This window comes from Pseudomonas sp. LABIM340, assembly GCF_040017195.2.
In the GTDB taxonomy this organism is placed as follows: domain Bacteria; phylum Pseudomonadota; class Gammaproteobacteria; order Pseudomonadales; family Pseudomonadaceae; genus Pseudomonas.
Genome location: NZ_CM200227.1, coordinates 5,408,319 through 5,435,080 on the forward strand (window position 1 = coordinate 5,408,319; position 26,762 = coordinate 5,435,080).

The window sequence follows — 26,762 nt, forward strand, 5'->3', positions numbered from 1 at the left end:
CTGCCACCCCTCAAAGAGAGTCGCCACTCGCCTCGGTCACTGGCCGTCGCGCTTTGTACGTTCGTTGCGCAGAACTTGGCAAGGATGCAGCCGCCCCCTCCGCACGGAGACCGGACCGGCCCGCGACGACGATCCCCTTTGAGCTTCACGCATCCAAAAGAGCGTGATCGAAGGTTTTTCACTACTTCACGAGAGTGTGGCGAGCAATGAAGAGTTTTGCGTTGGTAGCACCATTGACGTCTGACCCCGCAGCACTGAATCGCTTTTTCGGCACCGGAAGCTGCGCATAAGCGCCACTTTTGGATGCACTTGCGGATGAATTCGTCCGCCGTGGACTGCCGAGAAGGTGCGCACTTCCCCTCCTCCGATCCCGGCCCGAGACATTCCGCGAAAGGTCCTTTGCGACCTGAGAAGAATTCGGACATGCGGCTTTCGCGCAACAAGCGCAAGGCCCCTGTCACAACTGGCTGCTGATAGTTTTGGAGACGCGTTAATGGCGCAGAACGAAATCGAATCGATGGACGTGCTGCTGGTCGGCGCCGGCATCATGAGCGCAACCCTGGCTGTCCTGCTCAAGGAAGTCGATCCGGGCGTCAAGCTCGAGATCGTCGAACTGCAGGAATCCGGAGCCATCGAGAGTTCCAACCCGTGGAACAACGCCGGTACCGGTCACGCCGGCCTCTGCGAGCTGAACTACACCCCGCAGGCGGCTGACGGCTCGATCGACATCAAGAAGGCGGTGAACATCAACGCCCAGTTCGAGGTGTCCAAGCAGTTCTGGGCCTACCTGACCGGGAAGGACGCCTTCGGCGCACCGCGCAACTTCATCAACCCCGTTCCGCACATGAGCTTCGTGCGTGGCAAGGACATTCCGTTCCTGAAGAAGCGCCATGAGATGCTCGCCCAGCACCATGCCTTCACCTCGATGGAATACACCGAGGACCGCGCGAAGATCGCCGACTGGGCCCCGCTGACCATTCCCGGCCGCCCGGCCGACGAGCAGGTCGCGATGACCCGTGTGGAAAGCGGCACCGACGTCAACTTCGGCGCCCTCACCAACCAGCTGCTGAGCTACCTCTCCAGCCGCGAAGGCAGCGAAGTCCGCTACTTCCAGAAGGTCGTGGGCCTCGAGCGCTCCGGCGACGGCTGGCTGGTGGACATCAAGAACACCCAGACCGGCGATGCCCGCAAGGTCAAGGCGAAGTTCGTCTTCCTCGGCGCCGGCGGCGGCGCGCTGCCGCTGCTGCAGATGTCCGGCATCCCGGAAAGCAAAGGCTTCGGCGGCTTCCCGGTGAGCGGCCAGTGGCTGCGTTGCGACAACCCGGAAGTGGTCAAGCACCATCAGGCCAAGGTCTACAGCCAGGCCGAAGTGGGCGCCCCGCCGATGTCCGTGCCGCACCTGGACACCCGCGTGGTCGAGGGCAAGACCTCCCTGCTGTTCGGCCCGTACGCCGGCTTCTCCACCAAGTTCCTGCGCCACGGTTCGTTCCTCGACCTGCCGCTCTCGGTGCGCACCAGCAACCTGCTGCCGATGCTCGCCGTGGCCCGCGACAACATGGACCTCACCCGCTACCTGGTGAAGGAAGTCATGCAGTCCATGGACCAGCGCATCGAAGCCCTGCGCAAGTTCTACCCGGAACTGAACCCGGCCGACTGGCGCCTCGAAACCGCTGGCCAGCGCGTGCAGATCATCAAGAAGGATCCGAAGAAAGGCGGCATCCTGCAGTTCGGTACCGAACTGGTGGCGGCCCAGGACGGCAGCATCGCCGCCCTCCTCGGCGCCTCGCCGGGTGCTTCGGTCACCGTCTCGATCATGCTGGGCCTGCTGGAGCGCTGCTTCCCCGAGCGCTACAAGTCGGCGGAGTGGACCGCGAAGCTCAAGGAGATCTTCCCGGCCCGCGAGAAGCAGCTGGAAACCGACGCCGCGGTGTACCGCGAAGTCAACCAGATGACCGCCGACCGTCTGCAGATCGTCGCCGCGTCCTGAGTGCCGCACCCATGAAAAAGCCCGCCATCCGGCGGGCTTTTTCGTTTCTGTGTTCGGAAGCGGTCAGTGACAGCTGACCATCCAGCCGACGCCGAAACGGTCGGTGAGCATGCCGAAGCGCTGCACCCAGAAGGTCTTCTCCAGCGGCATCTCCACCCGTCCCTCCTCCGCCAGGGCGGCAAATGCCTGCTCCGCCGCCACCACGCTGCGCAGCGTCAGGTGCAGGGAGAAACCATTGAAAGCTGCGTTGTGCTCGCCGCGGCCATCGGACAGGAAGACTTCCGTCTCGCCGATCTGCAGGCTGGCGTGCATCACCTTGTCCAGCCAGCCATCAGGCACCGGCGAGGGGCCGGGTGCCTCCTCGTAGCGCATCAGCGCCCCCAGCTGAGCACCCACCGCGTGTTGGTAGAAGGCAATGGCCTCATCGGCGCGACCATGGAAAAACAGATAGGGCTGTACTTGCACGGCTTCGTCCTCGCCTTGTCGTTATCGTTCTGTAGAGAAGTCTAGGCGGGGATTCGGAGGCAGGCCGAAAGACGGTGCTTAACCTGTAGGAGCGGGCCATGCCCGCGACCGCGGGAATACGCGCGGTCAGATCCAGTTGGCGACCTGGAAGGGAAAATCGCTGGTGCGTTCTAGTTGTCTGTGGGGGCCAACGGTGTTCGCATCAACTGTCGGCCCTGCCGACGGTTCGCGTGCATGGCACGCTCCTACAGTTTTGTATCGCAGCTCGTGTAGGAGCCGCGGCATACGATGCGCAAAACGTGCAGTGGACAAAAACAGAAAAGCCCGCACAAGGCGGGCTTTTCAGCGGTTCGCAGCGATCAGCCGCGAGCGGCCTTGATCACCTCGATGTAGGGCTCGGCCTGGCGCTGGTCCTGGATCAGGGCGATGAAGTCCTGGCCCTGGGCATCCTTGGCGGACAGGTCGTAACCGGCTTCGACGAAGAAGCCGACGAAGCGCTCGAAGTCGTCGATGCGCAGGCCACGGTAGGCCTTGACCAGCTTGTGCAGGGACGCCGGGGTGTCGTCGGCCGGTTCCACGTCGAGGAACAGCTTGATGGCGTCGTCGTTGATCTCTTCGCCAATCACCTGCTTCTTGTCTTTACGCATCGCTCGCTTCTCTCTACGGCTGTCTCGGGGATCGCGGCCGGCAACGGCTCAGGCCGGGCACCACGGGTCGGGCAGTTTAACCCTGCGCCGTGCGCGGCTCAACGCGCACGCACCGCGCCGGTATGCAGGTCGGCCCAAATATGGCCGTTGCCGTAGGTGAGGAACTGCACGTAGACGGTGCCGTTGCGCAGCAGGTCGAGCAACTGTGGATAAGCCGCCTGCGGGTAATACAGGCTGAGCACGCGGGTGTTCTCGTCGTAGGCCGGCTTCTTCAGGCTCTTGCCCTCGGCGTCGAAGCTGATGACCACCTGGCTGATCTGCGCGCCCTTGTTCAGCGGCTTGCCCTTGAGGCGCAGCAGCGACGGCGTGGTGATCGGGATCGGCTGCTGGTTGGACTGGCGCTGGTTGCCCAGCACCACGCTGTATTCAGTGACCTGCAGCAGTTGCTGCTGCTCCGGCTCGCCCTGGCGCAGGCCGGCATCGTCCGGCGGCAGGAACTGGCTGTGCATCGGCGCGGCAATGGTCATCCCGGCAAAGCCAAGGGGAAGGCAGAACAACAGCGCCAGCACGGCGCCCGGCATGCGAACGGACATCATCACCTCCGCGGGACAGGGCCAAGCACTCTAGCACGCGCCCGAAGCGCCACGACAGGCGCACATGGCAAGCCCGGCGATACATTGATAGCCTTCGAAGCAACAACCCCAACACATTGACAACGTCCATGCTGCACAACGTCTCCGACCTCGACCTGCGCCTGCTGCGCATCTTCGCCTGCGTGGTGCGCTGCGGTGGTTTCTCCGCCGCGCAGGGCGAACTGGGCATGGGCCAGTCGACCATCAGCACGCACATCGCCAGCCTGGAGACGCGCCTGGGCTATCGCCTGTGCGAGCGCGGCAAGAGCGGCTTCCGCCTGACCGAAAAAGGCGAACGGGTGCTGGATTACGCACAGAGCCTGTTCGCCGCGCTGGGCGACTTCCGCGATCAGGTGCAGTCCCTGGCCGGGCGTCTGGTCGGCGAGCTGCACCTGGGCCTGGCCGACAACATCGCCACCCTCCCCGACGCACGCATCCACCAGACCCTGGCGCGCTTCAACCGCCGCGACCAGGACGTGCGCCTGCATTTCCTCATCGAATCCTCCAGCGAACTGGAGCGCCTGGTACTCAGCGGTCGCCTGCACCTGGCCATCGCCTGCTTCAGCCGGCGCCTGCCGAACCTGCGCTACGAGCCGCTGTACCACGAGCGGGTAGCGGTGTTCTGCGGGCGCGAGCATCCACTGTTCGACAAGTCAGTGAAGGATGCCGGAGAGCTGGAAAGCTGCGACTGGATCCAGCACGGCTATGCGGTGGCCGACGTACAGTTGCCCGCCGACCCGCAACGCAGCACGGCCTTCGCCCAGCACATGGAAGCGGTGCTCCACGCCGTGCGCGCCGGCACCCACCTGGGCTACCTGCCCACGCACTACGCCGAACGCTGGGTGGAACAGGGCGAGATGCGCGCGCTGCTGCCGGACAGCCTTGGCTACGGCATCACCCACAGCCTGGTGTCGCGCGACGAACCGGGGCACAACGAAGCGCTCCAGGCGCTGGTCGAGGACCTGCGCCTGGAGCACGGGGTGACGCCGGTCAGCGCGGCGCGGTGATGTGCTTGATGTCGAAGAACGCCGACAGTCCCCACGGCCCCAGCTCGCGGCCGATGCCGCTGCGCTTGCCGCCGCCCCAGGACGTCTGCGGGAACACCACTTGCGGCGAGTTCAGCCAGACGTTGCCAGCCTCCAGGTTCTCGGCAACGCGCTGGGCGCGCTCGAGGTCGGCGCTGCACACGGTGGCGGCCAGGGCGAAATCGCTGTCGTTGGCCTGACCCAGAGCGTCTGCCTCATCACTGAAGGTGCGCACGCACAGCACCGGGCCGAAGATTTCCTCGCGCCACAGGCGGCTGTCCGCCGGTACGTCGGTGTACACGGTCGGCTGGATGAACCAGCCCTCGGCCGCTTCGCCGCCGGTCAGGCAGGCCAGGCCTTCGTCGCGGGCGACCGCGAAGTAATCGAGCACCTTGCGGTACTGCGCCTCGCTGGTCATCGGGCCCATGTCGGTCTCGCCGAGCAGTGAATCGCCAACGCGCAGGCCTTCCACCGCGACCTTCAGCTTCGCCAGCAGCGGCTCGGCGATGGATTCCTGCACCAGCAGGCGCGAGGTGGCGGAGCACATCTGCCCGGCGTTCCAGTAGACGCCGGCGATGATCCACTGCACGGCCTCGTCCAGATCGCAGTCCTCGAACACCAGGATCGGCGACTTGCCGCCCAGCTCCAGGCCCACCGGCAGCGTGCGCGCGGCAGCGGCTTCCATGACCTTGCGGCCGACGACGTTGCTGCCGGTGAAGGACAGCTTGGCAATGCCCGGATGGCCGCACAGCGTGGCGCCGGCATCGGCCAGGCCCGGCACCAGGTTCAGCACGCCGGCCGGCAGGCCGATGGCGTCGGCGATCTCGCCCAGCACCAGTTCGATCAGCGGGGTGATTTCCGAGGGTTTGAGCACCACGGTACAGCCCGCCGCCAGGGCTGGCGCTACTTTCCAGGCGCTGGTCACCAGCGGGAAGTTCCACGGCACGATCAGGCCGACCACGCCAATCGGCTCGAAGCGGGTCTGCGAGCGGTAGCCGGCATCCGGCAGGGCCACCTCGGCGTTCTGCCGGGCGTCCAGTTGGTCGGCCAGTTCGGCGTAGTAAGCGAAGGTGGCGATGGCGTCGCCGATATCGATTTCCGCTTCCAGGCGCGGCTTGCCGCTGGCCTGCATCTGCAGGGCGATCAACGCTTCGCTGCGGGCTTCGAGCTGCTCGGCGAAGGCCCGCAGATAACCGGCGCGCTGGGCGGCGCTGGTCAATTTCCAGTCGGCGAAGGCACGCTTGGCGGCAGCGACGGCGCGCTCCACGTCGGACACACCGGCGCAGGCGACTTCCGGCAGCGCTTCACGGGTGGCAGGAGCGATCGGGCGCAGGACGGCGCCGCTGTCGGCGGGCTGCCATTGGCCATCGATATAAAGGAGACGGGACATGCGAACCTCGGACGGTTGTCTTGTGAGGGCCGCAGGATAGGCGGGGCATGCATCGGCAAAAATGCGAGTCAGCCCATGCATGCATCGACGGTATTCAATGTGTAGGAGCGGGCCATGCCCGCGAATCGCGCCTGTCGGGCGCGTTCTCGAATCAGGCTGGGAACTGCGAACGCATCCAGTCCAGGTACTCGGCGGCGGCCGCTTCGCCCTCGCGCGGCGCCCATTGCCCGCGCTCGTCCTCGCCCAGCGGCACGAAGGGGCCGGCCTTGGCTTCGAACATGATGCTGTCCGGCTCCAGCGCCACGATGGCGTGGAAGGTGCCCGGCGGCAGGTCCGCACCGACGCAGTCGCCACCTGCGCGCAGCACGCGGGTGGTCAGCAACTCGCCGTTATCGGAAAAGATCAGCAGGCCCAGCGCGCCTTTCACCACCAGCAGGCTCTCGGCCTTGTCCGGGTGACGGTGGCAATGCGGCGGGATGTAGCTGTCGGGCTGCAGCGCATTGAGCAGGCGATGGCAAGGCTCGGTCTGCTCATGGAAATTGTGGTTCTGCCGGCGCCGGGGGCTGGCGGCGGCACGGGCCGCGACCTCGTCGAACAGCGCACTGTCGAGAAAGCACGGCCCGCTCATCGTCAGAGACCTTTTACGGCGAAGATGCCGGCGGCGTTGCGCCAGTAACCCTTGTAGTCCATGCCGTAGCCGAAGATGTAGCGGTCGATGCAGGACAGGCCCACGTAGTCGGCCTTCAGGTCCGGACGGGCCTTGCGGTCGTGGTCCTTGTCGATCAGCACGGCGGTGTGCACGCGCTTGGCGCCGGCATGCTTGCAGAAGTCCATGATCGCCGAGAGGGTGTGCCCTTCGTCGAGGATGTCGTCGATGATCAGCACTTCACGGTCGATGAAGGAGATTTCCGGCTTGGCCTTCCAGAACAGCTCGCCGCCGGTGGTCTCGTTGCGGTAACGGGTCGCATGCAGGTAGGAGGCTTCCAGCGGGAAATTCAGCAGAGGAAGCAGCTTGCCGGAGAAGATCAGGCCGCCGTTCATCACGCAGAACACCACCGGGTTGGTGTCGGCCAGCGAGCCGTTGATGGCCTCGGCCACACGGGCGATGGCGGCCTCTACCTCGGCGTTGGTGTACAGGCAGTCGGCTTCGGCCATGACTTGGCGGATGTGCGCGAGATCGACGGACATGGGGGTTCTCCCGTGAAAAAGTGCGCAAAGGTACCTATCGGCGTGCCACGGAGCAAGGGTCAGCGGACGAATGTCGCCGACAATCGTGGCCCAAGGTAGCTAGGATGCATTACGCTACCGCAATTTTTTTGCCAGCCCGTCCGGAGAACCCATCCATGCCCGTCCTCGAGATCCGCCATCCCCTGATCCGCCACAAGATCGGACTGATGCGCCGTCACGATATCAGTACCAAGAACTTCCGCGAGCTGGCCCAGGAAGTGGGCGCCCTGCTGACCTACGAGGCGACCAAAGACCTGCCCCTGGAAAACTACGAAATCGAAGGCTGGGCCGGCCCGGTACAGGTCGAGAAGATCGCCGGCAAGAAAATCACCGTGGTGCCGATCCTGCGCGCCGGCATCGGCATGCTCGACGGCGTGCTCAGCCTGATTCCGGGTGCCAAGGTCAGCGCCGTGGGCGTGGCGCGCAACGAGGAAACCCTCGAAGCGCACACCTACCTGGAAAAGCTCGCGCCGGACATCGCCGAGCGCCGCTCGCTGATCATCGACCCGATGCTGGCCACCGGCGGCTCCATGGTCGCCACCATCGACCTGCTCAAGAAAGCCGGCAGCAAGGACATCCGCGCCATGGTGCTGGTGGCCGCTCCCGAAGGGATCAAGGCAGTCAACGATGCGCATCCGGACGTGCTCATCCTGACCGCTTCCATCGACCAGTGCCTGAACGAGAACGGCTACATCATGCCGGGCCTGGGCGATGCCGGTGACAAGATCTTCGGCACCAAGCAGAAGGAAACCTGATAGATGGCCGATGAATTCAACGAACCGCTGTGGCGCCAGATCATTTCTGGCGCACAGATGCTCTTCGTGGCCTTCGGCGCGCTGGTGCTGATGCCGCTGATCACCGGCCTGGACCCGAACGTCGCGCTGTTCACCGCCGGCTTCGGCACCCTGATGTTCCAGATCGTCACCGGCCGCCAGGTGCCGGTGTTCCTGGCCTCGAGCTTCGCCTTCATCACCCCGATCATCCTCGCCAAGGGCCAGTTCGGCCTGGCGGCGACCATGGGCGGCGTGGTGGCGGCGGGTTTCGTCTACACCTTCCTGGGCCTCGCCGTGAAGGTAAAAGGAACCGGCTTCATCGACCGCCTGCTGCCGCCGGTGGTGATCGGCCCGGTGATCATCTCCATCGGCCTGGCCATGGCTCCCATCGCCGCCAACATGGCGATGGGCAAAGCCGGTGACGGTGCCGAGCTGATCCCGTACAAGACCGCCATGTTCATTTCCATGCCGGCGCTGCTGACCACCCTCATCGTCGCGGTGTTCGGCAAGGGCATGCTGCGTCTGGTGCCGATCATCGCCGGCGTGCTGGTGGGCTACGGCCTGGCCTTCGCCTTCGGCGTGGTCGACGTGGCGAAGATCGCTGCCGCTCCGTGGCTGGAGCTGCCGAAGTTCACCGCCCCGGAATTCAACTGGCAGGCCATCCTGTTCATCGTTCCGGTGGCGCTGGCACCGGCCATCGAGCACATCGGCGGCGTCATCGCCGTGGGCGGCGTGACCGGCAAGAACTACCTGAAGACCCCGGGCCTGCACCGCACCCTGCTGGGCGACGGCATCGCCACCTCCGCCGCCGGCCTGTTCGGCGGCCCGCCGAACACGACCTACGCGGAAGTGACCGGCGCCGTGATGCTGACCAAGAACTACAACCCGAAGATCATGACCTGGGCGGCCATTTTCGCCATCAGCCTGGCCTTCGTCGGCAAGTTCGGCGCCATCCTGCAGAGCATCCCGGTTCCGGTGATGGGCGGCATCCTCTGCCTGCTGTTCGGCACCATCGCCTCGGTGGGCATGAACACCCTGATCCGCCACAAGGTGGACCTGTCCCAGGCGCGCAACCTGTGCATCGTCTCGGTCACCCTGGTGTTCGGCATCGGCGGCGTACTGATCGGCACCGGCACCGGCCCGGACGACTTCGGCCTGAAGGGCATCGCCCTGTGCGCCATCGTCGCGATCCTGCTGAACCTGATCCTGCCCGGCGAGGAAGGCTGGGAAAACAAGGCGCTGGAACAAGGCGCCGGCGACTCCGCGGCCGACAAACCCGCCGAGTGAGCCCCGGGCGCCGCCTCGCGGCGGCGCCCTGCCCACACAAAGTCAGGCGAACGCAGCATGCCGATCACGGTCCACTCAGCATGACAGTTCGATCCCGACAGGAGGCACTCCCTATCCGCTTCGCCTCGCTCGTCCCGTTTTCCCCGTCGCAGGTGCGCCCGTGAGCCGTGCCGCATGGCTGTTGCTCGGCCTGATCGGCGCTTCGCTGATCCCCCTCGCCATCGGCGGCCGGGAGATGCTCGAGCATGTCCTCGCCTTCCCCCTCGACCAGTTGCTGATCATGTTCGGCATGATCTGCCTGTGCTGGCTGATCAACGCGCAGAAGCTGCGGGTGCTGCTCAACGGCCGCGCCGGCGAGATCGGCAAGGTACGCTCGGTGGGCATCATCATGGCCTCGGAGTTCGCCTTCTACGCCACCCCCGGCGGCACCGGCGGCCCGCTGACCCTGATGGCCCTGCTCGCCCGCCACGGCATGCGCCCGGCGCACAGCAGCGCGATCTTCGCCGTGGACCAGTTGAGCGACCTGCTGTTCTTCCTCTGCGCACTGGCCGCGGTGCTGGTGTGGGCGCTGTCGCACAGCGTCAGCCCGAACCTGGAAACGTCGCTGATCACCAGCGGCGTGCTGCTGGGCGGGATTTTCTTCGGCGTGGTGTTGCTCGCGCGCTTCCAGCGCCGGGTGATCAAGGCCAACGGCCGGCTGTTCGAACGCCTGGGGATGAAGCCGCGCACACGCCTGCACTGGGCGCGCAAATGCCTGCACTTCCGCGACACCCTGGTGAGCTGCCTGCGCCAGCCCAAGCGCCGGCTGCTGCTGATCTTCTTCTTCACCTGCTGCCACTGGGTGCTGCGCTTCTCGGTGCTCTACATCACCCTCAAGGCGCTGGGCGTGGACCTGCATTGGGCCTGGGCGTTCCTGATCCAGTTGCTGTCGCTGGCCGCGGGTCTCGCCACGCTGCTGCCGGGCGGCGCCGGCGGCACGGAACTGACCAGCGCCGCGCTGCTCGCCCCGCTGGTGGGCAAGTCCACGGCGGCCGCAGCCATCCTGATCTGGCGCGTGGTGACTTACTACTTCTACCTGGTGATGGGCGCGCCGGTGTTCGCCCTGATGGCGGGCCGGCCGCTGCTGCGCAAGCTGATGGGGCTGCGGGAAAGCGCCTGAGGATCAGTCGCCGGAAGGCTTGTCGTCTTCGGACGGCGCCTTGGGCTTGAGCGAATCCCAGAGTTCGGCAGCGCCGGGAAACTCGGTGCCGTCCTCGTCGCTCAAGGCGTCGGGATCGTAGCGACTGGTACAGCCTTCGCCCAGGGTGGGCGGCGGGGTGGCGGTACCGGGGTTCTTCGGGTCACTCATGCTGACCATCTCCGTTGAGCGCAGCGCCCGCCGTCAGGCGACGGCGGGAGCATGCGGAGTACCCAGTCTAGAACGAAGCCGGGTGGATCAGTCGAACACCACCGTCTTGTTGTCGTGCACCAGCACGCGGTCTTCCAGGTGGTAGCGCAGGCCGCGGGCCAGCACCAGCTTCTCCACGTCCTTGCCGAGGCGCACCAGGTCTTCGATGTTGTCGCGGTGGCTGATGCGCACGACGTCCTGCTCGATGATCGGGCCGGCGTCCAGCTCCTCGGTCACGTAGTGGCAGGTCGCACCGATCAGCTTCACGCCGCGCAGCGACGCCTGGTGGTACGGCTTGGCACCGACGAAGGACGGCAGGAAGCTGTGGTGGATGTTGATCACCTGGTGGCGGTACTTCTGGCAGAGGTCCGGCGGCAGGATCTGCATGTAGCGCGCCAGCACCACGTTGTCGGCCTGGTGCTCGTCGATCAGGCGCGACACCTGCTCGAAGGCCGGCTGCTTGTTCTTCGGGTCCACCGGAACGTGGAAGTACGGAATGCCGTGCCACTCCACCATGCTGCGCAGGTCATCGTGGTTGGCGATCACGCAGGGAATCTCGCAGTCCAGCTCGCCGCTGTGCCAGCGGTGCAGCAGGTCGGCCAGGCAGTGCGATTCGCGGCTGGCCATCAGCACGACGCGCTTCTTCACCGAGGAGTCGGTGATACGCCACTCCATGGAGAACTCGCGGGCAATCGGTGCGAAGGCCTGGCGGAAACCGTCGATATCGAACGGCAGGGAATCGGCACGAATCTCATGCCGCATGAAGAACCAGCCGTTGTCGTTGTCGGAATGGTGACTGGCCTCGGTGATCCAGCCGTTGTAAGTGGCTAGGAAATTACTCACCTTGGCGACGATGCCGACCCCGTCGGGGCAGGCGATCACCAGTCGGAAAGTGCGCATGGGTGTACTCCAGATACATCGCGAAGGCCGCCATTCTAGCGGCTCGAGGGGAAAAGATCAGCCATTGCCGCGGTGCGCCGACGAGAGCCAGTTCGGTGCATTGCGAGTGCATCGATTAATTACCGGCGAATGAACTAGTTAAATAAGTCGACAATTACCGACAAAACTTTTCCCAAGCATTTACTTGAACAACTTCGCTGACTATTATGTCTGCTACAAACTTTCCGCCACCGCTGGACCCAGAACAAGGTACCCAACATGTCGCTGATCAACGAGTACCGCGCTACCGAAGAAGCCATCAAGGAACTTCAGGAGCGCCTGAAATCCCTGGAGCAGGACGACAAGCTGAAGAAAGAGCTTGAGTTCGAAGAGAAACTTCGCGCACTCATGGCCAGCTACGGCAAGTCCCTGCGTGATGTCATCGCCCTGCTCGATCCGGACGCGAAGCTGAGCAAGTCGCCACGCGCCGCCAAAGCTACCGTGAGCAAGCGCGCTCGCAAGGTCAAGCAGTACAAGAACCCGCACAACGGTGAAGTGATCGAAACCAAGGGCGGCAACCACAAGACCCTCAAGGAATGGAAAGCCAAGTGGGGCGCCGAAGCCGTAGAAGGCTGGGCCACACTGCTGGGCTAAGCCTTGCGGAGATGAAAAACGCCAGCCTTGCGCTGGCGTTTTTTATTGCCTGTGAGAAAGTACGCGGCGCTACAGGCTATAGCGCGCACGCAGCACCTGCGCATACTTGTCCCACTCTTGCAGCACCAGACGGCCGGCCGGCGTGGCATTGACCAGTTGTTCGCTCATTGCCGCGGCAAAGTTATCCAGAGTATTCGGCGCGCCCCACTCGGCCTGACTCAGGCGCGCACGGCAGAAGTCCTGCCATTGTTGCTGTTCCGTGGCACTCAAAGTTTCCGGGAAATTGCGCGCGCGATAACGGAAGAGCAGTTCAGGAAGTCGCGCATCATCGAACGGCCATTGCTCTTTCGCCAACCGCGCGGGATCGGCCTGGCGCACCTGCTCGCACAATCTGCGATCACGGTCGCCGATAAAACCGTCATACAACTGCTGCTCGGGATCTTCACTGCCGGCGAAACTTTCCTCGGCATACAAGGGCGCGAGTTTGTCCTGCCAGGTTGCCTTGGCGTCGGTCAGTGTCCGCGCTGCCGCCAGGCAGGCATCGAGGTCCAGGCCGATGCGTTGGCGATCCTGCGGGCGCAATACGGACAGCGGCGCCACCACCGGGCACTTGTTGATGTGCAGCAGCTTCAGTGGCACCGGCAGTTCGCCCTCGGCCAGCTCGTCACGACGCGTGTAAAGGCGCTTGCGCAGCGTTTCCGCATCCAGTTCGAGCAAGGGCGAAACATCGGCGCCCAGGTCACAGACGATCAATGCATTGCGGTTGCGCGGATGCCAGCCCAGCGGCAGCACCACGGAGAGATAGTGCCGCGCCCCGGAGAACATGCCGGAGATATGCACCATCGGCTGCAGTACGCGCACCTGGTCCAGCACACCCTGCTTGCCGCGCAGGCGATAGAGGTAGTCGTAGAGCTTGGGCTGGCGGTCACGCACCAGCCGCGCCAGGGCGATGGTGGCGCGCACGTCGGACAGCGCGTCGTGCGCCTGCCCGTGATCGATGCCGTTGGCCGCGGTGAGGCGCTCCAGCTTGAGGCTGACGACGCCGTCCTGCTCGGGCCAGACGATGCCTTCGGGGCGCAGGGCGTAGGCGGTCCGCACCATGTCGATCAGGTCCCAGCGGCTGTTGCCGCCCTGCCACTCACGGGCGTAGGGATCGAAGAAGTTGCGGTACAGGCTGTAGCGCGTCACCTCGTCGTCGAAGCGCAGGCTGTTGTAGCCCGCCACGCAGGTACCCGGCTGCGCCAGTTCGGCGTGCAGGCGGGTCATGAATTCGGCTTCGCCCAGACCGCGCTCCTCCAGGCGATCCGGGGTGATGCCGGTGACCAGGCAGGCGGCCGGGTGCGGGAGGATGTCGTCGCTGGGCCGGCAATAGAGGTTCAGCGATTCGCCGATCTCGTTGAGGTCCTCGTCCGTGCGGATGCCGGCCACCTGCAGCGGGCGGTCGCGGCGCGGGTCGATACCGGTGGTTTCGTAGTCGTACCAGAAGATGCTGGCGTTCATCGTTTTTCCTTGCCTGCAAGCGAGTGCGTCGCAGTCTAACAGTGCGGCCGACCACACTTCCAAAACGCCTCGCTGGCACCTCGCCAGCCCCCGCCTTTATGATGGGCGTCGCAAGGACACCCACTGGAAAGGACTTTCCTCATGCAAGACATCGCTGCACAAAATCCCTACAGCGCTCCGCTGAGCAACCTCGAACCGGGCGCCGCCCAAGGCGCCGTGCCCTCCATCGTCGAGGCCCTGACCCGCGGCTACAACTTCAGCATCGGCGACCTGCTGGGCGAATCCTGGCGCCGCACCAAAGGCGCCAAGGGCCTGATCATCGGCGGCTTCGTGGTCTTCTATGCGGCGATCTTCGCCCTGGTCAACGTGCTCAGCCTGTTCCTCACCGTGGTCGGCGTCGCCGGGATCGCCGGCATGGGCCTGCTCGGCGACAGCGAAGCCGCCGGCGGCATGGCGGTCGGCGCCCTGGTCGCGTTCTTCATCGGCTCCATCGTCCTGAGCTTCGTCGCCACCGCCGTCTGCTACCCGCTGCTGGCCGGCGTGAACATGCTCGGCATCCGCCGCGCGGCCGACCAGCCGCTGCGTTTCAACGAAGTCTTCAGCCACTTCGGCCGCACCTTCCAGGTGGTGGTCTGCGTGCTGCTGAGCACCATCATGATCTTCATCGGCTACTTCCTCTTCGTGCTGCCGGGCATCTACCTGAGCATCGCCTACATGCTCGCCATCCCGCTGGTGGTCGAGCGCGGCCTGTCGCCCTGGGCGGCGATGGAAGTCTCGCGCAAGGCCATTACCCAGCACTGGTTCAAGGTCTTCGGCCTGCTGCTGGTGTTCGGTCTGCTGTTCATGCTCAGCACCCTGACCCTGGGCATTGCGCTGATCTGGGTGTTGCCGTGGCTGATCGTCGCCATCGGCGTGCTCTACCGCACCATCTTCGGCGTGCTGCCGCCGGCCAAGTGATCAAATCGGCCTGAGCCTGCCAGCGCGGTTGCCTCGCCGCACCGCGCTGGCTAGCATCTGGCACCTACGTCATCGACAGCGGTTTCCCTTGAGCCCAGCAGACCTCTACTCCAACGCGTCTCCCCACGCGCCCGTCCTGGATACCCGCTACCACGTGGAGACCCCGGAAGGCATCGACCTGCTGCTGCGTCCCGCCGGTGTCGTCCCCCGCGCCCTCGCCTACCTGATCGACCTGGGGATTCGCGTCCTGCTGATGGTGGCGCTGTTCATGCTGCTGGCCTTCCTCGGCGAGCTGGGCACCGGGCTGGGACTGATCCTCACCTTCATCATGACCTGGTGGTACATGGTGCTCTTCGAAGTGCTCAACCAGGGCCGCTCGCCCGGCAAGCAGATGATGGGCCTGCGCGTGGTGCACGACGACGGCACGCCGATCGGCTGGTCCGCCTCGCTGCTGCGCAACCTGCTGCGCTTCGCCGACATCCTGCCGTTCGCCTACACGCTCGGTCTGCTCAGCTGCCTGTCCAACTCCGCATTCAAGCGCCTGGGCGACCTCGCCGCCGGCACCCTGGTGATCTACCGTGATCCGCCGCCGAGCCGCCCGCAGGTGCCGGAGACAACACCCGAACTGGCGCCCTGGCCCCTGAACCTGGAAGAGCAGCGCGCCCTGATGAGCTTCGCCGAGCGCGGCACGCAGCTTTCGGCGGCGCGCCGGGAAGAGCTGGCCGCGATCCTCGCGCAACCGCTGGGCATCGCGCCCGAGCAGGCGGAGGCACGCCTGAACCGCATCGCCAGCGGCCTGCTCGGCAACGGGACGGGCCACCCATGAAGCAGGCCTTCTTCGAACAACGCCACCAGGGCAGCTGGAAGCGTTTCGCCAAGCGCCTGGAGCAACTGGAAGGCGGCAAGCGCCAGGAACCGAGCGAGAAGCCCGAGGAGTTCGCCGCCGACTACCGGCGTATCTGCCAGCAGCTCGCCCTGGCCCAGGAGCGCGGCTACAGCAGCCACCTGATCGACCAGTTGCAGCAGCTCGCCATGCGCGGGCACCAGCAGTTCTACCGCCACCGCAGCCACCTGGGCGCGCGCATCCTCGGCTTCCTGGTCGCCGGCTTCCCGCGCCTGGTGCGCGAGGAATGGCGCTGCATCGCCATCGCCAGCCTGCTGTTCTACGGCAGCCTGCTGCTGATGGGCGTGCTGGTCTATCACTTCCCCGACCTGGTCTACAGCGTCATGGCGCCGGAGCGGGTTTCCGAGATGGAGTCGATGTACTCGCCGGACACCACGCGCCTGGGGCCCATGAGCACGCGCGACGCCGGCGATGACTGGAAGATGTTCGGTCACTACATCATGAACAACATCGGCATCGCCTTTCAGACCTTCGCCAGCGGCTTGTTGTTCTGCGTCGGCACCCTGTTCTTCCTGCTGTTCAACGGCGTGGTGATCGGCACGGTAGCCGGCCACCTGACCCAGGTCGGCTACATCGAGACTTTCTGGTCCTTCGTCATTGGCCACGGAGCTTTCGAACTGACCGCGATCACCTTCGCCGGAGCCGCCGGCCTCAAGCTCGGCTGGGCGCTGCTCTCCCCCGGCCGCCTGAGCCGTCTTGAAGCCCTGCGCCAGGCCGCCGCCCGCGCCGTGCAACTGATCGGCGGGGTGATCCTGATGCTGCTGATCGCCGCCTTCGTCGAAGGCTACTGGTCCTCCGTCACGCACTTCTCGGCGACCGTGAAGTACATCGTCGGCGCCTGCCTGTGGCTGCTGGTGGGCAGCTATTTCCTCCTGGCCGGACGGGGTCGCCATGCGCCTGACTGACGCCAGCGTCGCCATCCGCCCACGCAGCGCCTGGGAGGCGCTGGACCTCGGCATCCTGCTGGCGCGCCGTCACGCCGGCCTGCTGATGGCCAGCTGGGCGATCGTCACCCTGCCGGTGTTCGTGCTGCTCTCCCTGCTGTTGTGGAACTACTCCAGCTGGGCGGTGCTGATCTTCTGGTGGCTCAAGCCCGCCTTCGAACGCCTGCCGTTGTACATCCTCTCGCGCTCGCTGTTCGGCGATACGCCGACGCTCAAGGAAGCGCTGCGGGCCTTCCCTGGCCTGCTCAAGTCGCAACTGCTGCCCAGCCTGCTCTGGCGCCGGCTGAGTCCGACGCGCAGCTTCGACCTGCCGGTGCTGCAACTCGAAGGCCTCAAGGGCCAGGCGCGCAGCCAGCGTCTGGTGGTGCTCGGCCAGCGCAATGCGGGCGGCGCCACCTGGCTGACCATCGTCGGCATGCATTTCGAACTGGCGCTGTGGCTGGGCCTTTCCGCGCTGATGTACCTGATGCTGCCGCAGCAGTGGGTGGACGACTGGAAATGGCAGTCGCTGATCAGCGTGGCGCAGGGCGACTGGGCGTGGCTGGAGCACGTCAGCAACCTGATCTACGCGTTGCTGCTGATCGTCTGGGAGCCGGTGTACGTCGCCTGCGGCTTCACCCTGTACCTCAATCGTCGCACCGAGCTGGAAGCCTGGGACATCGAACTGGTGTTCCGCCGCCTGCGCCAGCGCCTGGTCGGCAGCGCCTATGCCCTGCTGCTGATCGTGGCCGGCGCCTTCGCCCTGCTGCCGGCCAACGACGCGCTTGCTGCCGGTTCGGAAACCGGCAGCAAGGCCAGCCAGAGTTGCCCGTTGCCCGACCAGAACCCCGACGGCCCGCAGGGCGCGCGGTTGACCCAGCAGAAACTCAGCAGCGAAGACTCACGCAGCGCTGCGGAAAAGATCCTCACCGCGCCGCCCTTCAAGAACAGCGAGAAGGTCACCAGCTGGCGCCTGCACGAAGACAAGAAAGACCCGAAGCCGGCCGATCCGGACGAGGCCAAGCGGCTGAAGAGCTTCTTCGAGGCGCTGGGAAACTGGAAGGCCTTCAAGTTCGCCGCGCAAGGCATCGAAGTGCTGCTCTGGGGCATTCTGTTCACCGTCGTCGCCCTGGTCATCTGGCGCTACCGCGAATGGCTGCGGCTGTTCGTCGGGCGCATCGGCCTGCCGCAGAAGCCGCGCCGCGAAGCCCCCAGCGTGCTGTTCGGGCTGGACCTGGCGCCGGAAACCCTGCCCAGCGACGTCGCCAGCGAAGCCGAGCGCCTGTGGGACGAACAGCCCCGCGCCGCGCTCGGCCTGCTCTACCGCGCCCTGCTCAGCCGCCTGCTGCACGACTTCCGCGTGCCGCTACGCGAGTCGACCACCGAAGGCGAAGTCCTGGTGCGCGTGGCCGACCTCAATGACCCGCCGCTGGACAACTTCGCCCGCAGCCTGACCCAGCAGTGGCAGGCGCTCGCCTACGGCCACCGCGCGCCGCAGGCGGAACTCAAGCAGCAGCTGTGCGGCGAATGGCGCCACCTGTTCGGCAGCGAGGTGCAGGCATGAAGCGCGGCAACCTCGCCCTGCTGGTGCTGCTCGTCCTGCTCGTGCTCGGCGGCATCGGCTACTACCTGTACCGCAACCTCGAGCCCTACACCGAGACCATCGAGCACGGTGCTTCCCCGGAAGCCCGTGCCAACCCCTATCTCGCCGCCGAGATGTACCTGCGCAGTCGCGGCATCCACGTCACCACCGCGCGCGGCATGGAAGTGCTGGACCAGTTGCCGAGCAAGGGCCAGACCCTGATCCTGCTGGGCACCCGCGAGAACGTCACGCCAGCGCAGAACGCGCGGCTGCTCGACTGGGCCAATCGCGGCGGCCACCTCATCGTCACCGCCGAAAGCCTGTGGGATGAAGACGAAGGCAAGAGCGGCGACGCGCTGCTGGATCAGCTGGGCGTGCAGCAATTCCTCACCTCCGACCTGAAGGACAAGGAGGAGGAGAAATCCGCTCCGAGTGACGAAAAGTCGGCAGAAGCGTCCGAAGACCAGAAGCAGGACGAAGCCGCCAAACCGGAAGTGGAAGAAGAACATCCGGACCAGGCCTCCAGCGCCCACGACAACGAGGCGACGGAAACGGACCCTTATCCGAACCTGACCAAGCTCTACCTGGAGAACGAGAAGGCGCCGGCCTACTTCGACTTCGACACCGACTACCACCTGTTCGACTCGAAGAACCTCGCCTACGCCTGGGCCAACAGCGCCGACTCCACCCACCTGCTGCAACTGCAGCAGGGCCAGGGACTGATCACCGTACTCACCGACAACTGGATCTGGCAGAACGGCGAACTCGATGCCTACGACAACGCCTGGCTGCTCTGGTACCTGACCCAGGACAGCGCCGTCACGCTGGTCTACCGCGCCGACGGCACCAGCCTGATGACCCTGTTGATGCGCTACTTCCCACAGGCTCTGCTGGCCGCCGTCCTGCTGCTGGTCCTGGTGCTCTGGCGCAACGGCCTGCGCCAGGGCCCGCTGCAACCCAACCCGGATCGCAGCCGCCGGCAACTGGAAGAGCACCTGCGCGCCGGCGCCGATTTCATCCTCCGCCAACGCGGCCAACTCGCCCTGCTGCAGGGCCTGCAACGTGACGTGATGCGCCGGGCGCGGCAGCGCCAGCCCGGCTTCGACCGCCTGCCGGTCGCCGAACAATGGCAAGCTCTGGGCCGCATGACGCGCATGTCGGTCAGCGCCATCAGCCAGGCCATGCGCCCCTATCCGCCAAAGCGCATGGCCGTCGCCGAATTCACCCGCCAGGTCGCGCACCTGCAAAGCCTCAGGAATGCCCTATGAGCGAACAGACGCCTGAACCGTCCAGCACCAACGCCCCCAATGCCGCCGCCCAGCGCCAGCGCGCCAGCCAGCTGGCCCAGGCGCTACGCCACGAACTGCAGAAAGCCCTGATCGGCCAGCAGGAGGTGATCGACGACGTGCTCACCGCCCTGCTCGCGGGCGGCCACGTGCTCATCGAAGGCGTTCCCGGCCTGGGCAAGACCCTGCTGGTGCGCGCCCTCGCCCGCTGCTTCGACGGCGGCTTCTCGCGCATCCAGTTCACCCCCGACCTGATGCCCAGCGACGTCACCGGCCACGCCGTGTACGACCTGGCCACCGAGCAGTTCAAGCTGCGCAAGGGCCCGGTATTCACCCACCTGCTGCTGGCCGACGAGATCAACCGCGCCCCGGCCAAGACCCAGGCCGCCCTGCTGGAAGTGATGCAGGAGCGCCAGGTCACCCTCGAGGGCCGCGCCCTGGCCGTGCCGCAGCCGTTCATGGTGCTGGCGACACAGAACCCCATCGAGCAGGAAGGCACCTACCCGCTGCCCGAAGCCGAGCTCGACCGCTTCATGCTCAAGCTGCGCATCGACTATCCGCTGGAGGCCGAGGAGCAGACTCTGGTGCGCCAGGTCACCCGCTCCGCGCGCAGCGACATGCTCGACGTGGCGCCGATGCGCGCCCTGCTCAAGGACAAGGACGTGCTGGCCCTGCAGAAGATCGCCGCCGACCTGCCCATTGATGACCAGGTACTCGACTACGCCGTGCGTATCGCCCGCACCACCCGCAACTGGCCGGGGCTGGCGCTCGGCGCCGGGCCGCGTGCGTCCATCGCCCTGGTGCGTTGCGCCCGCGCCCGTGCCCTGCTGCGCAGCGGCGATTTCGTGATTCCGGACGACGTCAAAGGCAGCGCCCTGGCCGTGCTGCGCCATCGCGTGCGCCTGTCGCCGGAACTGGAGATCGAAGGCCTGTCGGTCGACCAGGTGCTGCAACAGCTGCTCGACCAGGTACCGGCGCCGCGCGTATGAAGCCATCGCGCGCGCTCCTCGCGCTGCTCGGCGTCCTGCTGGCGATCGCCATCGCCCTGGGCGCGGCCGAGGCTCTGGACTCGGGCTCGGCGCTGCTCGGTCGGCTCTGGTGGGGTGCGCTCTGCGCTCTGATCCTGCTGGCGCTGGCCGATGCTCTCTGGCTGCGCCGCACGCCGTCGCCCGAGCTGCGTCGCCAGCTGAGCGGCAACCTGCCGCTGGGCCGCTGGAGCGAGGTGCGCCTGCAATTCCATCACCGCTACGCACAGCCACAACGCATCACGGTGTTCGACCACCTGCCCGCCGGCATGGACTTCGAATACCTGCCGCAGACCGTGGAGTTGCACCCCGGCGAACAGACCGAGCTGGGTTACCGCGTGCGTCCGCTGTCCCGTGGGCATTTCGTCTTCCAGCGCTGCGAGATCGAACTGTCCAGCCCGCTGCGCCTGTGGAAGGGCCGGCGCTACCTGGAACAGCGTGACGAAACCCGCGTCTATCCGGACTTCGCCCGCCTCTACGGCGCCGAACTGATGGCCGTGGACCACTGGCTCAACCGCATCGGCGTGCGCGCCGGGCAGCGCCGCGGGCTGGGCCTGGACTTCCACCAACTGCGCGAATTCCGCGACGGCGACACCCTGCGGCAGATCGACTGGAAGGCCACCGCGCGCAAACGCACGCCCATCGCCCGTGAATACCAGGACGAGCGCGACCAGCAGATTCTCTTCCTGCTCGATTGTGGCCGGCGTATGCGCAGCCACGATGGTGATCTCTCGCACTTCGACCATTCGCTCAACGCCAGCCTGCTGCTGGCCTACGTCGCGCTGCGCCAGGGCGACGCGGTGGGCCTGATGACCTTTGCCGGCGACCAGCCGCGCCATCTGCCACCAGCCAAGGGCAGCGCGCAGCTCACCGCCCTGCTCAACAGCGTCTATGACCTGCGCAGCAGCCAGCGTCCGGCAGACTTCCCCGCCGCCGTACAGGCGGTGCTCACGCGCCAACGCCGCCGCGCGCTGGTGGTGATAGTGACCAACCTGCGCGACGAGGATGACGAGGAACTGGTGGCCGCGGTGAAACGCCTGGGGCGCCAGCACCGGGTGCTGGTCGCAAGCCTGCGCGAGGAGGTACTCGATCGCCTGCGCCAGGCGCCGGTGGAAGGGTTCGAGGAGGCCCTGGCCTACTGTGGCGCAGTGGATTACCTGAACGCCCGCGCGGGGCTGCACGAGAAGCTGGCGGCCCATGGGGTGCCGGTGCTCGACACACGGCCGAGCCAACTGGGGCCGGAGCTGATCAACCGTTATCTGGGCTGGAAGAAGGCTGGCGCGCTGTAACTATGCGCCACAACCGGACGCCACCTCCCTGGCGTCCCACACCGTGCAGATCGGTCAGCGCGTCCTGCGCTTCAGACCGACTCCACCTGCCGGCGAAAACTGAAATAACGGCGCAACGCGTCGACCAGCTCGACGTACTCCATCGGCGGCGCCGTCAGGCTGAAGCCCGAATCGTAGTTGCCCGGATTGACGTCCTCGCGGCACCACTGGCAAGTGGCGGCGAACTCGATCAGTTGCAGCTTGCCGTCATGCCCGGGGATCTTCAGGCGCATCTCGAAGCGGCCACCCACCAGCATCGGCAGCTGGCTGATCAGGAGCAGCCCATCCAGCGACACGTTGCCCAGGTAGCCCATCGGTTTGTCGGTGATGCTGTTGAACACCTTCAGGTAGTAGGGCAGCTGATGGCGCTCGATATGTCGTTGATGACGCATAATGGCGTTTCGCTATGAAATATCGTCCAGTATGACGATGCCGCCCATGCAGGGCCAGTCCTAACGACATCCTTCCGCCAGCCGAGCGCTAAGCGCCTGACGAGCGGCGTCGAGCTGTGCATCGCTGTAGTAAGTCCTTTCACCACTGCTGGTCTGCGTGAAGTACCGCCCGCCATGACTGAGCGATTCCAGGTCATGGCGCCACTTCGCGCACTGCTGGTCCAGCTTGGCCTGCTGCTCCGTCGCCTGGTTCTGGGCGGCGGCGCTTTCATCTCGACGCGCGTCGTAGAAGCGGCGGGTGCGTTCCTCCCGCTCGCGGGTCGCCGCATCACGTTCGATGACCTGCGGCTTGACCTCGACGCGTTGCGCCCCCGGCGGTGGGGTTTCGCTGAAATGCACCTTTCCCTGAGCGTCGGTCCAGCGGTAGATATCCGCCGAAGCCAGCAGGGGGAAACACAAGGCGCAGAGCCACAGGGCGCGCATTCGTAACTCCTTGCATGATGCACTCAAGAGATTAGCCAGCTATGAGCGGCGCTCAAGTCGGCCCGCGACCGCCGGTCAGGGAGTGGGCGTATCCAGGCGCAGGTCGTTGGGCAGACGGCCATTCAGGCGCAGCGTTTCGAGCCGTGCCTTGGCCCGATAAGCATACTCACTGGTGGGGTAACGGGCGACGATGAACTGGTAGGTCTGCGCCGCATCGACGTAGAACTTCTCACGCTCCAGACACTGGCCGCGCAGCATGGAGATTTCCGGCTGGATCCACGGCCGCGCACGGGCCTTGCGCTCGGTTTCCGAAAGCTCCAGCTGCACGCGCTGGCAGTCGCCGCTCTTGTACGCGCGGTAGGCATTGTTCAGGTGATAGTTCATCGACCAGCTGGTGCAGCCGGTAACACTCAGCGCCAGCAGCGCGAGGAAAAGGGTTCGCATGGGCATATCCTCCGTTGGGAAGTGTATCGGCCCGTCTTGGCCGTACTGTAGCCCGCCACTAGACTCACGTGGACTTCGCCTCAGCGCAAAGGATCTGCCATGCGTTTCGCACACCCGATTTCAATTGCCCTCCCGTTCGCCGTGCTGCTGCCCTGGCTCGCCGCCTGCGCCCCGACCACGCCGCTGTTCGTCGCCCAGATCACTACCGGCGAAGTGGCCGAATACAAGCAGCTCAAGAACAAACGCATGACCGCCGCCGTGGAAGAGGAAGGCGACCTGCTCACCTACAGCGCCCAGGCCATCCGCGATGGCAAGAGCAGCGAAGCCGAGCAGCTCTATCTCACCGGCTACGACAACACCCGCTACGGCCCCGAGGTGCGCGCCATCGCCCTGTACCAGATCGGCCTGATCTACATGAGCCGCTACAACGACCAGCGCGACGATCAGAAAGCCATGGATTACTTCCAGCGCATCGACCGCGAATTCCCCGGCACCCAGGCCGCCGAGCACGCCGATGCCCGCGAACTGATCATCCGCCAGCGCGCCAAGGACCCGGTGCAGAAGACCGCCAAGCAACTGCTGGCCGACTGGCAGCCGCAGTACAACCTCGACCTGAACAAACCGACCCTCGACCCGGACATGACCCTGCTGTCGCGCCGCGCCGTGCTCAAGGGGCGTGTCGACGAGGCCGCGCAGCTCTACCTGCTGGGCGCCAATGATCCGGCCATCCCGGCGGACATCCGCGAGAAGGCGCTGTACCAATTGGGACTGATGTACATGGCGCCGGACAACCCGCACCCGGACCGCGAGAAGGCCATCGCCTACCTGCGCCGCCAGCTCGCCGAGTTCCCCAACGGCGAACTGGCCGACAAGGGCGCCCGCCATCTGGACCGCGCGCTGAACCAGACCTCGCTACGCAACTGACGGCAAAGCCCGCGTGCCGCTGAGCCACATCAAGGCGCGCGGCGGGCGGCAGTGTCTACGCTTGTGCTCTGCAATGAACGCAGAGCGCGCGAGGACTCCGCCATGAAGCTGCAGCACCTGCTCGTCATCATCGACCCGACCCGCGCAGACCAGCCCGCCCTCACCCGCGCCCGCTGGATCGCCCAGCGCTGCGGCGCGCGTCTGGAGCTGCTGGCCTGCGTGTACAACGCGGCGCTGGACAACGCCCTGCTGCTGGAACGCGGCGACCTCGACGCCGCCCAGCGCAACCTGCTGGACGAGCGCCTGGGCTGGCTGCAACAGCTTGCCGAGCCGCTGCGCAAAATCGGCCTCGACGTGCACTGCCAGGTGCGCTGGGGCAAGTCTCTGCACCACCAGGTGATTCTCCACTGCGAGCAGACCACGCCCGACCTGGTACTCAAGTCCGCGCATCACCACAACCTGCTCAAGCGCCTCTTCCTCACCAACCACGACTGGCAACTGATCCGCCATTGCCCGCAACCGCTCTGGCTGGTGCAGCACGGCGAATGGTCGGGAAAGAACCTGTGCGCCGCCGTCGACCCACTGCACGCCGGCGATACCCCGGCCACGCTGGATCATCGGCTGATCACGGTAGCCCGCGAACTGGAGCAGCGCCTGCAGCTCGACGCCCACTACCTGCACGCATACATGGCCGTGACTCGCACCCTGGCGTTCAACGCCGAGCTGCTGGCCGACTACGATAACTACGTGCTGCGCACCGAAGCCCACCACCGCGAAGCCTTCGACGCCCTGCTCGCGCACTACCCGCAGATCGATCGCCAGCGCACGTTGCTGGGCCAGGGCTTCGCCGAGGAAGTGATCCCGACCTACGTGAAGGACCACGCCATCGACCTGCTGCTGATGGGCGCCGTCGCCCGCGGGCAGCTCGACAACGCGCTGATCGGGCAGACCGCCGAGCGGGTCTTCGAGGAAGTCGAATGTGATCTGCTGGTGATCCGGCCCCGCACCTGAGAGAGCCACCTGAAAGAGTCACCTGAAGAGAGTAAGATGGCGCCCTGGCCGCTCCGGACCCGCTCCGGCGGCGGCCTGACCGCTGCTTTCCCCTAGGAGTCCCGCATGTCCCTTCGCCGCACCAAGATCGTCGCCACCCTCGGCCCAGCCAGCAATTCCCCCGAAGTCCTGGAACAGCTGATCCTCGCCGGGATCGACGTCGCCCGCCTGAACTTCTCCCACGGCACTCCCGACGAACACCGCGCGCGCGCCCAGCTGGTGCGCGACATCGCCGCCAAGCACGGTCGCTTCGTGGCGCTGCTGGGCGACCTGCAGGGTCCGAAGATCCGCATCGCCAAGTTCGCCAACAAGCGTATCGAACTGGCAGTCGGCGACACCTTCCGCTTCTCCACCAGCCACCCGCGCACCGAAGGCAACCAGCAGGTCGTGGGCATCGACTACCCGGACCTGGTCAAGGATTGCGGCATCGGTGACGAGCTGCTGCTGGACGACGGCCGCGTGGTCATGGCGGTCAAGGAAGTGAAGGCGGACGAACTGGTCTGCGAAGTCCTGATCGGCGGCCCGCTGTCCGACCACAAGGGCATCAACCGCCGTGGCGGCGGCCTCACCGCGCCGGCCCTGACCGAGAAGGACAAGGCCGACATCAAGCTGGCCGCGAGCATGGACCTGGACTACGTCGCCGTGTCCTTCCCGCGTGACGCCAAGGACATGGAATACGCCCGCCGCCTGCTCACCGAAGCCGGCGGCACCGCCTGGCTGGTGGCCAAGATCGAGCGCGCCGAAGCCGTGGCCGATGACGAAGCGCTGGACGGCCTGATCCGCGCCAGCGACGCCGTGATGGTCGCCCGTGGTGACCTCGGCGTGGAAATCGGCGACGCCGAACTGGTGGGTATCCAGAAGAAAATCATTCTGCACGCGCGCCGCTACAACAAGGCGGTGATCACCGCGACCCAGATGATGGAGTCGATGATCCAGAACCCGATGCCGACCCGCGCGGAAGTCTCCGACGTGGCCAACGCCGTGCTCGACTACACCGACGCCGTGATGCTCTCGGCCGAATCCGCCGCTGGCGAATACCCGGTGGAAGCGGTCAAGGCCATGGCGCGCATCTGCGCCGGCGCCGAGAAGCACCCGACCACCAAGAAGTCCAGCCACCGCCTGGGCCAGACCTTCGAGCGCTGCGACGAGAGCATCGCCCTGGCGGCCATGTACACCGCCAACCACTTCCCGGGCATCAAGGCGATCATCTGCCTGACCGAAAGCGGTTACACCCCGCTGATCATGTCGCGCATCCGCTCCTCGGTACCGATCTTCGCCTACTCCCCGCACCGCGAAACCCAGGCCCGCGTGGCGCTGTTCCGTGGCGTGGAGACCATCCCGTTCGACCCGGCAGCCCTGCCGCCGGAGCGTGTCAGCCAGGAAGCCGTCGACGCGCTGCTGCAGCGTGGCGTGGTGACCAAGGGTGACTGGGTGATCCTGACCAAGGGCGACAGCTACACCGCCCAGGGCGGCACCAACACCATGAAGGTGCTGCACGTGGGCGACCTGCTGGTCTGATCCTGCTGTAAAGGCTCTTTATTGAGCGAGAAAGGCCGCCCTCGGGCGGCCTTTTCCTTTTGCGGTTGCTCAAAGGGCAACCAATCGGCTGAA

Annotated in this window: 28 protein-coding genes; 16 read left to right on the forward strand and 12 right to left on the reverse strand. The window is 65.8% G+C overall.

What is annotated here, in order from left to right:
- Positions 1-493 precede the first annotated feature (493 nt).
- A complete protein-coding gene (gene mqo / locus ABKS89_RS24890; protein WP_138216032.1) occupies positions 494-1,987 on the forward strand; it encodes a malate dehydrogenase (quinone) in 1,494 nt (497 codons plus the stop codon).
- A 63-nt stretch (positions 1,988-2,050) separates the two neighbouring features.
- Here mqo and ABKS89_RS24895 read toward each other — a convergent pair whose 3' ends face one another.
- The 3 genes from ABKS89_RS24895 to ABKS89_RS24905 form a co-directional block, all read right to left on the reverse strand.
- Positions 2,051-2,452 (reverse strand): VOC family protein, encoded by a 402-nt coding sequence (locus ABKS89_RS24895; RefSeq protein WP_348587417.1) that lies wholly within the window; start codon positions 2,450-2,452, stop codon positions 2,051-2,053.
- Positions 2,453-2,811: 359 nt separating this feature from the next.
- Positions 2,812-3,099 carry a PA4642 family protein gene (locus ABKS89_RS24900; protein WP_017519723.1) on the reverse strand — a complete coding sequence of 96 codons (288 nt, stop codon included), beginning with the start codon at positions 3,097-3,099 and terminating at the stop codon, positions 2,812-2,814.
- A gap of 98 nt (positions 3,100-3,197) precedes the next feature.
- The gene (locus ABKS89_RS24905; protein ID WP_518301058.1) at positions 3,198-3,626 is read right to left on the reverse strand and encodes a hypothetical protein; all 429 of its coding nucleotides are present in this window, start codon (positions 3,624-3,626) and stop codon (positions 3,198-3,200) included.
- Positions 3,627-3,820: 194 nt separating this feature from the next.
- Here ABKS89_RS24905 and ABKS89_RS24910 point away from each other — a divergent pair, with 194 nt between their 5' ends.
- Positions 3,821-4,738 (forward strand): LysR family transcriptional regulator, encoded by a 918-nt coding sequence (locus ABKS89_RS24910; protein ID WP_348587420.1) that lies wholly within the window; start codon positions 3,821-3,823, stop codon positions 4,736-4,738.
- Here ABKS89_RS24910 and ABKS89_RS24915 read toward each other — a convergent pair.
- The 3 genes from ABKS89_RS24915 to ABKS89_RS24925 all read right to left on the reverse strand — a co-directional run bounded on the left by ABKS89_RS24915 (position 4,722) and on the right by ABKS89_RS24925 (position 7,334).
- On the reverse strand, positions 4,722-6,146 hold the full coding sequence (locus ABKS89_RS24915; RefSeq protein ID WP_348587421.1) for an aldehyde dehydrogenase family protein: 1,425 nt from the start codon (positions 6,144-6,146) through the stop codon (positions 4,722-4,724). The genes ABKS89_RS24910 and ABKS89_RS24915 overlap by 17 nt on opposite strands.
- A gap of 151 nt (positions 6,147-6,297) precedes the next feature.
- Positions 6,298-6,774 carry a WbuC family cupin fold metalloprotein gene (locus ABKS89_RS24920; RefSeq protein WP_348587423.1) on the reverse strand — a complete coding sequence of 159 codons (477 nt, stop codon included), beginning with the start codon at positions 6,772-6,774 and terminating at the stop codon, positions 6,298-6,300.
- A 2-nt stretch (positions 6,775-6,776) separates the two neighbouring features.
- Positions 6,777-7,334, reverse strand: a complete 558-nt coding sequence (locus ABKS89_RS24925; RefSeq protein WP_017519718.1) for a hypoxanthine-guanine phosphoribosyltransferase — start codon at positions 7,332-7,334, stop codon at positions 6,777-6,779.
- A gap of 155 nt (positions 7,335-7,489) precedes the next feature.
- On the opposite strand from ABKS89_RS24925, the gene upp reads away from it, so the two are divergent.
- From upp to gpgF, 3 genes are all read left to right on the forward strand, one after another.
- Positions 7,490-8,128 carry a uracil phosphoribosyltransferase gene (upp, locus tag ABKS89_RS24930; protein ID WP_081516307.1) on the forward strand — a complete coding sequence of 213 codons (639 nt, stop codon included), beginning with the start codon at positions 7,490-7,492 and terminating at the stop codon, positions 8,126-8,128.
- 3 nt (positions 8,129-8,131) lie between these two features.
- On the forward strand, positions 8,132-9,433 hold the full coding sequence (locus ABKS89_RS24935) for a uracil-xanthine permease family protein (protein WP_138216025.1): 1,302 nt from the start codon (positions 8,132-8,134) through the stop codon (positions 9,431-9,433).
- A 160-nt stretch (positions 9,434-9,593) separates the two neighbouring features.
- Positions 9,594-10,592 carry a glucosaminyl phosphatidylglycerol flippase gene (gene gpgF, locus ABKS89_RS24940; protein ID WP_138216024.1) on the forward strand — a complete coding sequence of 333 codons (999 nt, stop codon included), beginning with the start codon at positions 9,594-9,596 and terminating at the stop codon, positions 10,590-10,592.
- Positions 10,593-10,595: 3 nt separating this feature from the next.
- On the opposite strand, the gene ABKS89_RS24945 is transcribed toward gpgF, so the two are convergent.
- Both ABKS89_RS24945 and purU read right to left on the reverse strand, forming a co-directional pair.
- Positions 10,596-10,781, reverse strand: a complete 186-nt coding sequence (locus tag ABKS89_RS24945; protein WP_138216023.1) for a hypothetical protein — start codon at positions 10,779-10,781, stop codon at positions 10,596-10,598.
- An 87-nt stretch (positions 10,782-10,868) separates the two neighbouring features.
- Positions 10,869-11,720, reverse strand: coding sequence for a formyltetrahydrofolate deformylase (gene purU, locus ABKS89_RS24950; RefSeq protein WP_017519713.1), 852 nt, complete (start codon positions 11,718-11,720; stop codon positions 10,869-10,871).
- Between the two features lie 258 nt (positions 11,721-11,978).
- On the opposite strand from purU, the gene mvaT reads away from it, so the two are divergent.
- Positions 11,979-12,353, forward strand: coding sequence for a histone-like nucleoid-structuring protein MvaT (gene mvaT / locus ABKS89_RS24955; RefSeq protein ID WP_045211008.1), 375 nt, complete (start codon positions 11,979-11,981; stop codon positions 12,351-12,353).
- Between the two features lie 69 nt (positions 12,354-12,422).
- On the opposite strand, the gene sbcB is transcribed toward mvaT, so the two are convergent.
- Positions 12,423-13,853 carry an exodeoxyribonuclease I gene (gene sbcB, locus ABKS89_RS24960; protein WP_348587424.1) on the reverse strand — a complete coding sequence of 477 codons (1,431 nt, stop codon included), beginning with the start codon at positions 13,851-13,853 and terminating at the stop codon, positions 12,423-12,425.
- Between the two features lie 141 nt (positions 13,854-13,994).
- Here sbcB and ABKS89_RS24965 point away from each other — a divergent pair, with 141 nt between their 5' ends.
- From ABKS89_RS24965 to ABKS89_RS24995, 7 genes are all read left to right on the forward strand, one after another.
- The gene (locus tag ABKS89_RS24965; RefSeq protein ID WP_138216021.1) at positions 13,995-14,810 is read left to right on the forward strand and encodes a DUF975 family protein; all 816 of its coding nucleotides are present in this window, start codon (positions 13,995-13,997) and stop codon (positions 14,808-14,810) included.
- A gap of 154 nt (positions 14,811-14,964) precedes the next feature.
- Positions 14,965-15,636 (forward strand): RDD family protein, encoded by a 672-nt coding sequence (locus tag ABKS89_RS24970; RefSeq protein ID WP_138216192.1) that lies wholly within the window; start codon positions 14,965-14,967, stop codon positions 15,634-15,636.
- A complete protein-coding gene (locus ABKS89_RS24975) occupies positions 15,633-16,619 on the forward strand; it encodes a stage II sporulation protein M (RefSeq protein WP_348587425.1) in 987 nt (328 codons plus the stop codon). The genes ABKS89_RS24970 and ABKS89_RS24975 overlap by 4 nt, the downstream gene beginning before the upstream one ends.
- On the forward strand, positions 16,606-18,201 hold the full coding sequence (locus ABKS89_RS24980; protein ID WP_348587427.1) for a DUF4129 domain-containing protein: 1,596 nt from the start codon (positions 16,606-16,608) through the stop codon (positions 18,199-18,201). Before ABKS89_RS24975 ends, ABKS89_RS24980 begins: the two co-directional genes overlap by 14 nt.
- Positions 18,198-19,487 carry a DUF4350 domain-containing protein gene (locus tag ABKS89_RS24985; protein WP_348587428.1) on the forward strand — a complete coding sequence of 430 codons (1,290 nt, stop codon included), beginning with the start codon at positions 18,198-18,200 and terminating at the stop codon, positions 19,485-19,487. The genes ABKS89_RS24980 and ABKS89_RS24985 overlap by 4 nt, the downstream gene beginning before the upstream one ends.
- The gene (locus ABKS89_RS24990; protein WP_348587430.1) at positions 19,484-20,494 is read left to right on the forward strand and encodes an AAA family ATPase; all 1,011 of its coding nucleotides are present in this window, start codon (positions 19,484-19,486) and stop codon (positions 20,492-20,494) included. The genes ABKS89_RS24985 and ABKS89_RS24990 overlap by 4 nt, the downstream gene beginning before the upstream one ends.
- Positions 20,491-21,819: a DUF58 domain-containing protein gene (locus tag ABKS89_RS24995; protein WP_348587432.1), complete on the forward strand. Its 1,329-nt coding sequence runs from the start codon at positions 20,491-20,493 to the stop codon at positions 21,817-21,819. Before ABKS89_RS24990 ends, ABKS89_RS24995 begins: the two co-directional genes overlap by 4 nt.
- A 71-nt stretch (positions 21,820-21,890) precedes the next feature.
- Here the strand turns inward: ABKS89_RS24995 and ABKS89_RS25000 are convergent, their stop codons facing one another.
- From ABKS89_RS25000 to ABKS89_RS25010, 3 genes are all read right to left on the reverse strand, one after another.
- Complete coding sequence (locus ABKS89_RS25000) at positions 21,891-22,250, reverse strand: PilZ domain-containing protein (protein ID WP_081516319.1); 360 nt, start codon at positions 22,248-22,250, stop codon at positions 21,891-21,893.
- Between the two features lie 60 nt (positions 22,251-22,310).
- Positions 22,311-22,733, reverse strand: a complete 423-nt coding sequence (locus ABKS89_RS25005) for a DUF4124 domain-containing protein (RefSeq protein ID WP_138216015.1) — start codon at positions 22,731-22,733, stop codon at positions 22,311-22,313.
- Positions 22,734-22,808: 75 nt separating this feature from the next.
- Positions 22,809-23,177, reverse strand: coding sequence for a lipoprotein (locus ABKS89_RS25010; protein ID WP_045211033.1), 369 nt, complete (start codon positions 23,175-23,177; stop codon positions 22,809-22,811).
- A 99-nt stretch (positions 23,178-23,276) separates the two neighbouring features.
- Between ABKS89_RS25010 and ABKS89_RS25015 the strand changes: the two genes are divergently transcribed.
- The 3 genes from ABKS89_RS25015 to pyk all read left to right on the forward strand — a co-directional run bounded on the left by ABKS89_RS25015 (position 23,277) and on the right by pyk (position 26,669).
- Complete coding sequence (locus tag ABKS89_RS25015) at positions 23,277-24,101, forward strand: outer membrane protein assembly factor BamD (protein WP_138216014.1); 825 nt, start codon at positions 23,277-23,279, stop codon at positions 24,099-24,101.
- 102 nt (positions 24,102-24,203) lie between these two features.
- Complete coding sequence (locus tag ABKS89_RS25020) at positions 24,204-25,112, forward strand: universal stress protein (protein ID WP_348587434.1); 909 nt, start codon at positions 24,204-24,206, stop codon at positions 25,110-25,112.
- Positions 25,113-25,217: 105 nt separating this feature from the next.
- Positions 25,218-26,669 carry a pyruvate kinase gene (gene pyk, locus ABKS89_RS25025; protein WP_138216012.1) on the forward strand — a complete coding sequence of 484 codons (1,452 nt, stop codon included), beginning with the start codon at positions 25,218-25,220 and terminating at the stop codon, positions 26,667-26,669.
- The last annotated feature ends 93 nt before the right edge of the window (positions 26,670-26,762 follow it).

Excerpts from the sequence above, each read along its gene's own strand:
- mqo (WP_138216032.1), top strand. The coding sequence starts at position 494 with ATGGCGCAGAACGAAATCGAATCGATGGACGTGCTGCTGGTCGGCGCC.
- ABKS89_RS24900 (WP_017519723.1), bottom strand. The coding sequence starts at position 3,099 with ATGCGTAAAGACAAGAAGCAGGTGATTGGCGAAGAGATCAACGACGAC.
- ABKS89_RS24905 (WP_518301058.1), bottom strand. The coding sequence starts at position 3,626 with ATGACCATTGCCGCGCCGATGCACAGCCAGTTCCTGCCGCCGGACGAT.
- ABKS89_RS24910 (WP_348587420.1), top strand. The coding sequence starts at position 3,821 with ATGCTGCACAACGTCTCCGACCTCGACCTGCGCCTGCTGCGCATCTTC.
- ABKS89_RS24915 (WP_348587421.1), bottom strand. The coding sequence starts at position 6,146 with ATGTCCCGTCTCCTTTATATCGATGGCCAATGGCAGCCCGCCGACAGC.
- ABKS89_RS24920 (WP_348587423.1), bottom strand. The coding sequence starts at position 6,774 with ATGAGCGGGCCGTGCTTTCTCGACAGTGCGCTGTTCGACGAGGTCGCG.
- ABKS89_RS24925 (WP_017519718.1), bottom strand. The coding sequence starts at position 7,334 with ATGTCCGTCGATCTCGCGCACATCCGCCAAGTCATGGCCGAAGCCGAC.
- upp (WP_081516307.1), top strand. The coding sequence starts at position 7,490 with ATGCCCGTCCTCGAGATCCGCCATCCCCTGATCCGCCACAAGATCGGA.
- ABKS89_RS24935 (WP_138216025.1), top strand. The coding sequence starts at position 8,132 with ATGGCCGATGAATTCAACGAACCGCTGTGGCGCCAGATCATTTCTGGC.
- ABKS89_RS24945 (WP_138216023.1), bottom strand. The coding sequence starts at position 10,781 with ATGAGTGACCCGAAGAACCCCGGTACCGCCACCCCGCCGCCCACCCTG.
- purU (WP_017519713.1), bottom strand. The coding sequence starts at position 11,720 with ATGCGCACTTTCCGACTGGTGATCGCCTGCCCCGACGGGGTCGGCATC.
- mvaT (WP_045211008.1), top strand. The coding sequence starts at position 11,979 with ATGTCGCTGATCAACGAGTACCGCGCTACCGAAGAAGCCATCAAGGAA.
- sbcB (WP_348587424.1), bottom strand. The coding sequence starts at position 13,853 with ATGAACGCCAGCATCTTCTGGTACGACTACGAAACCACCGGTATCGAC.
- ABKS89_RS24965 (WP_138216021.1), top strand. The coding sequence starts at position 13,995 with ATGCAAGACATCGCTGCACAAAATCCCTACAGCGCTCCGCTGAGCAAC.
- ABKS89_RS24975 (WP_348587425.1), top strand. The coding sequence starts at position 15,633 with ATGAAGCAGGCCTTCTTCGAACAACGCCACCAGGGCAGCTGGAAGCGT.
- ABKS89_RS24980 (WP_348587427.1), top strand. The coding sequence starts at position 16,606 with ATGCGCCTGACTGACGCCAGCGTCGCCATCCGCCCACGCAGCGCCTGG.
- ABKS89_RS24985 (WP_348587428.1), top strand. The coding sequence starts at position 18,198 with ATGAAGCGCGGCAACCTCGCCCTGCTGGTGCTGCTCGTCCTGCTCGTG.
- ABKS89_RS24990 (WP_348587430.1), top strand. The coding sequence starts at position 19,484 with ATGAGCGAACAGACGCCTGAACCGTCCAGCACCAACGCCCCCAATGCC.
- ABKS89_RS24995 (WP_348587432.1), top strand. The coding sequence starts at position 20,491 with ATGAAGCCATCGCGCGCGCTCCTCGCGCTGCTCGGCGTCCTGCTGGCG.
- ABKS89_RS25000 (WP_081516319.1), bottom strand. The coding sequence starts at position 22,250 with ATGCGTCATCAACGACATATCGAGCGCCATCAGCTGCCCTACTACCTG.
- ABKS89_RS25005 (WP_138216015.1), bottom strand. The coding sequence starts at position 22,733 with ATGCGCGCCCTGTGGCTCTGCGCCTTGTGTTTCCCCCTGCTGGCTTCG.
- ABKS89_RS25010 (WP_045211033.1), bottom strand. The coding sequence starts at position 23,177 with ATGCGAACCCTTTTCCTCGCGCTGCTGGCGCTGAGTGTTACCGGCTGC.
- ABKS89_RS25015 (WP_138216014.1), top strand. The coding sequence starts at position 23,277 with ATGCGTTTCGCACACCCGATTTCAATTGCCCTCCCGTTCGCCGTGCTG.
- ABKS89_RS25020 (WP_348587434.1), top strand. The coding sequence starts at position 24,204 with ATGAAGCTGCAGCACCTGCTCGTCATCATCGACCCGACCCGCGCAGAC.
- pyk (WP_138216012.1), top strand. The coding sequence starts at position 25,218 with ATGTCCCTTCGCCGCACCAAGATCGTCGCCACCCTCGGCCCAGCCAGC.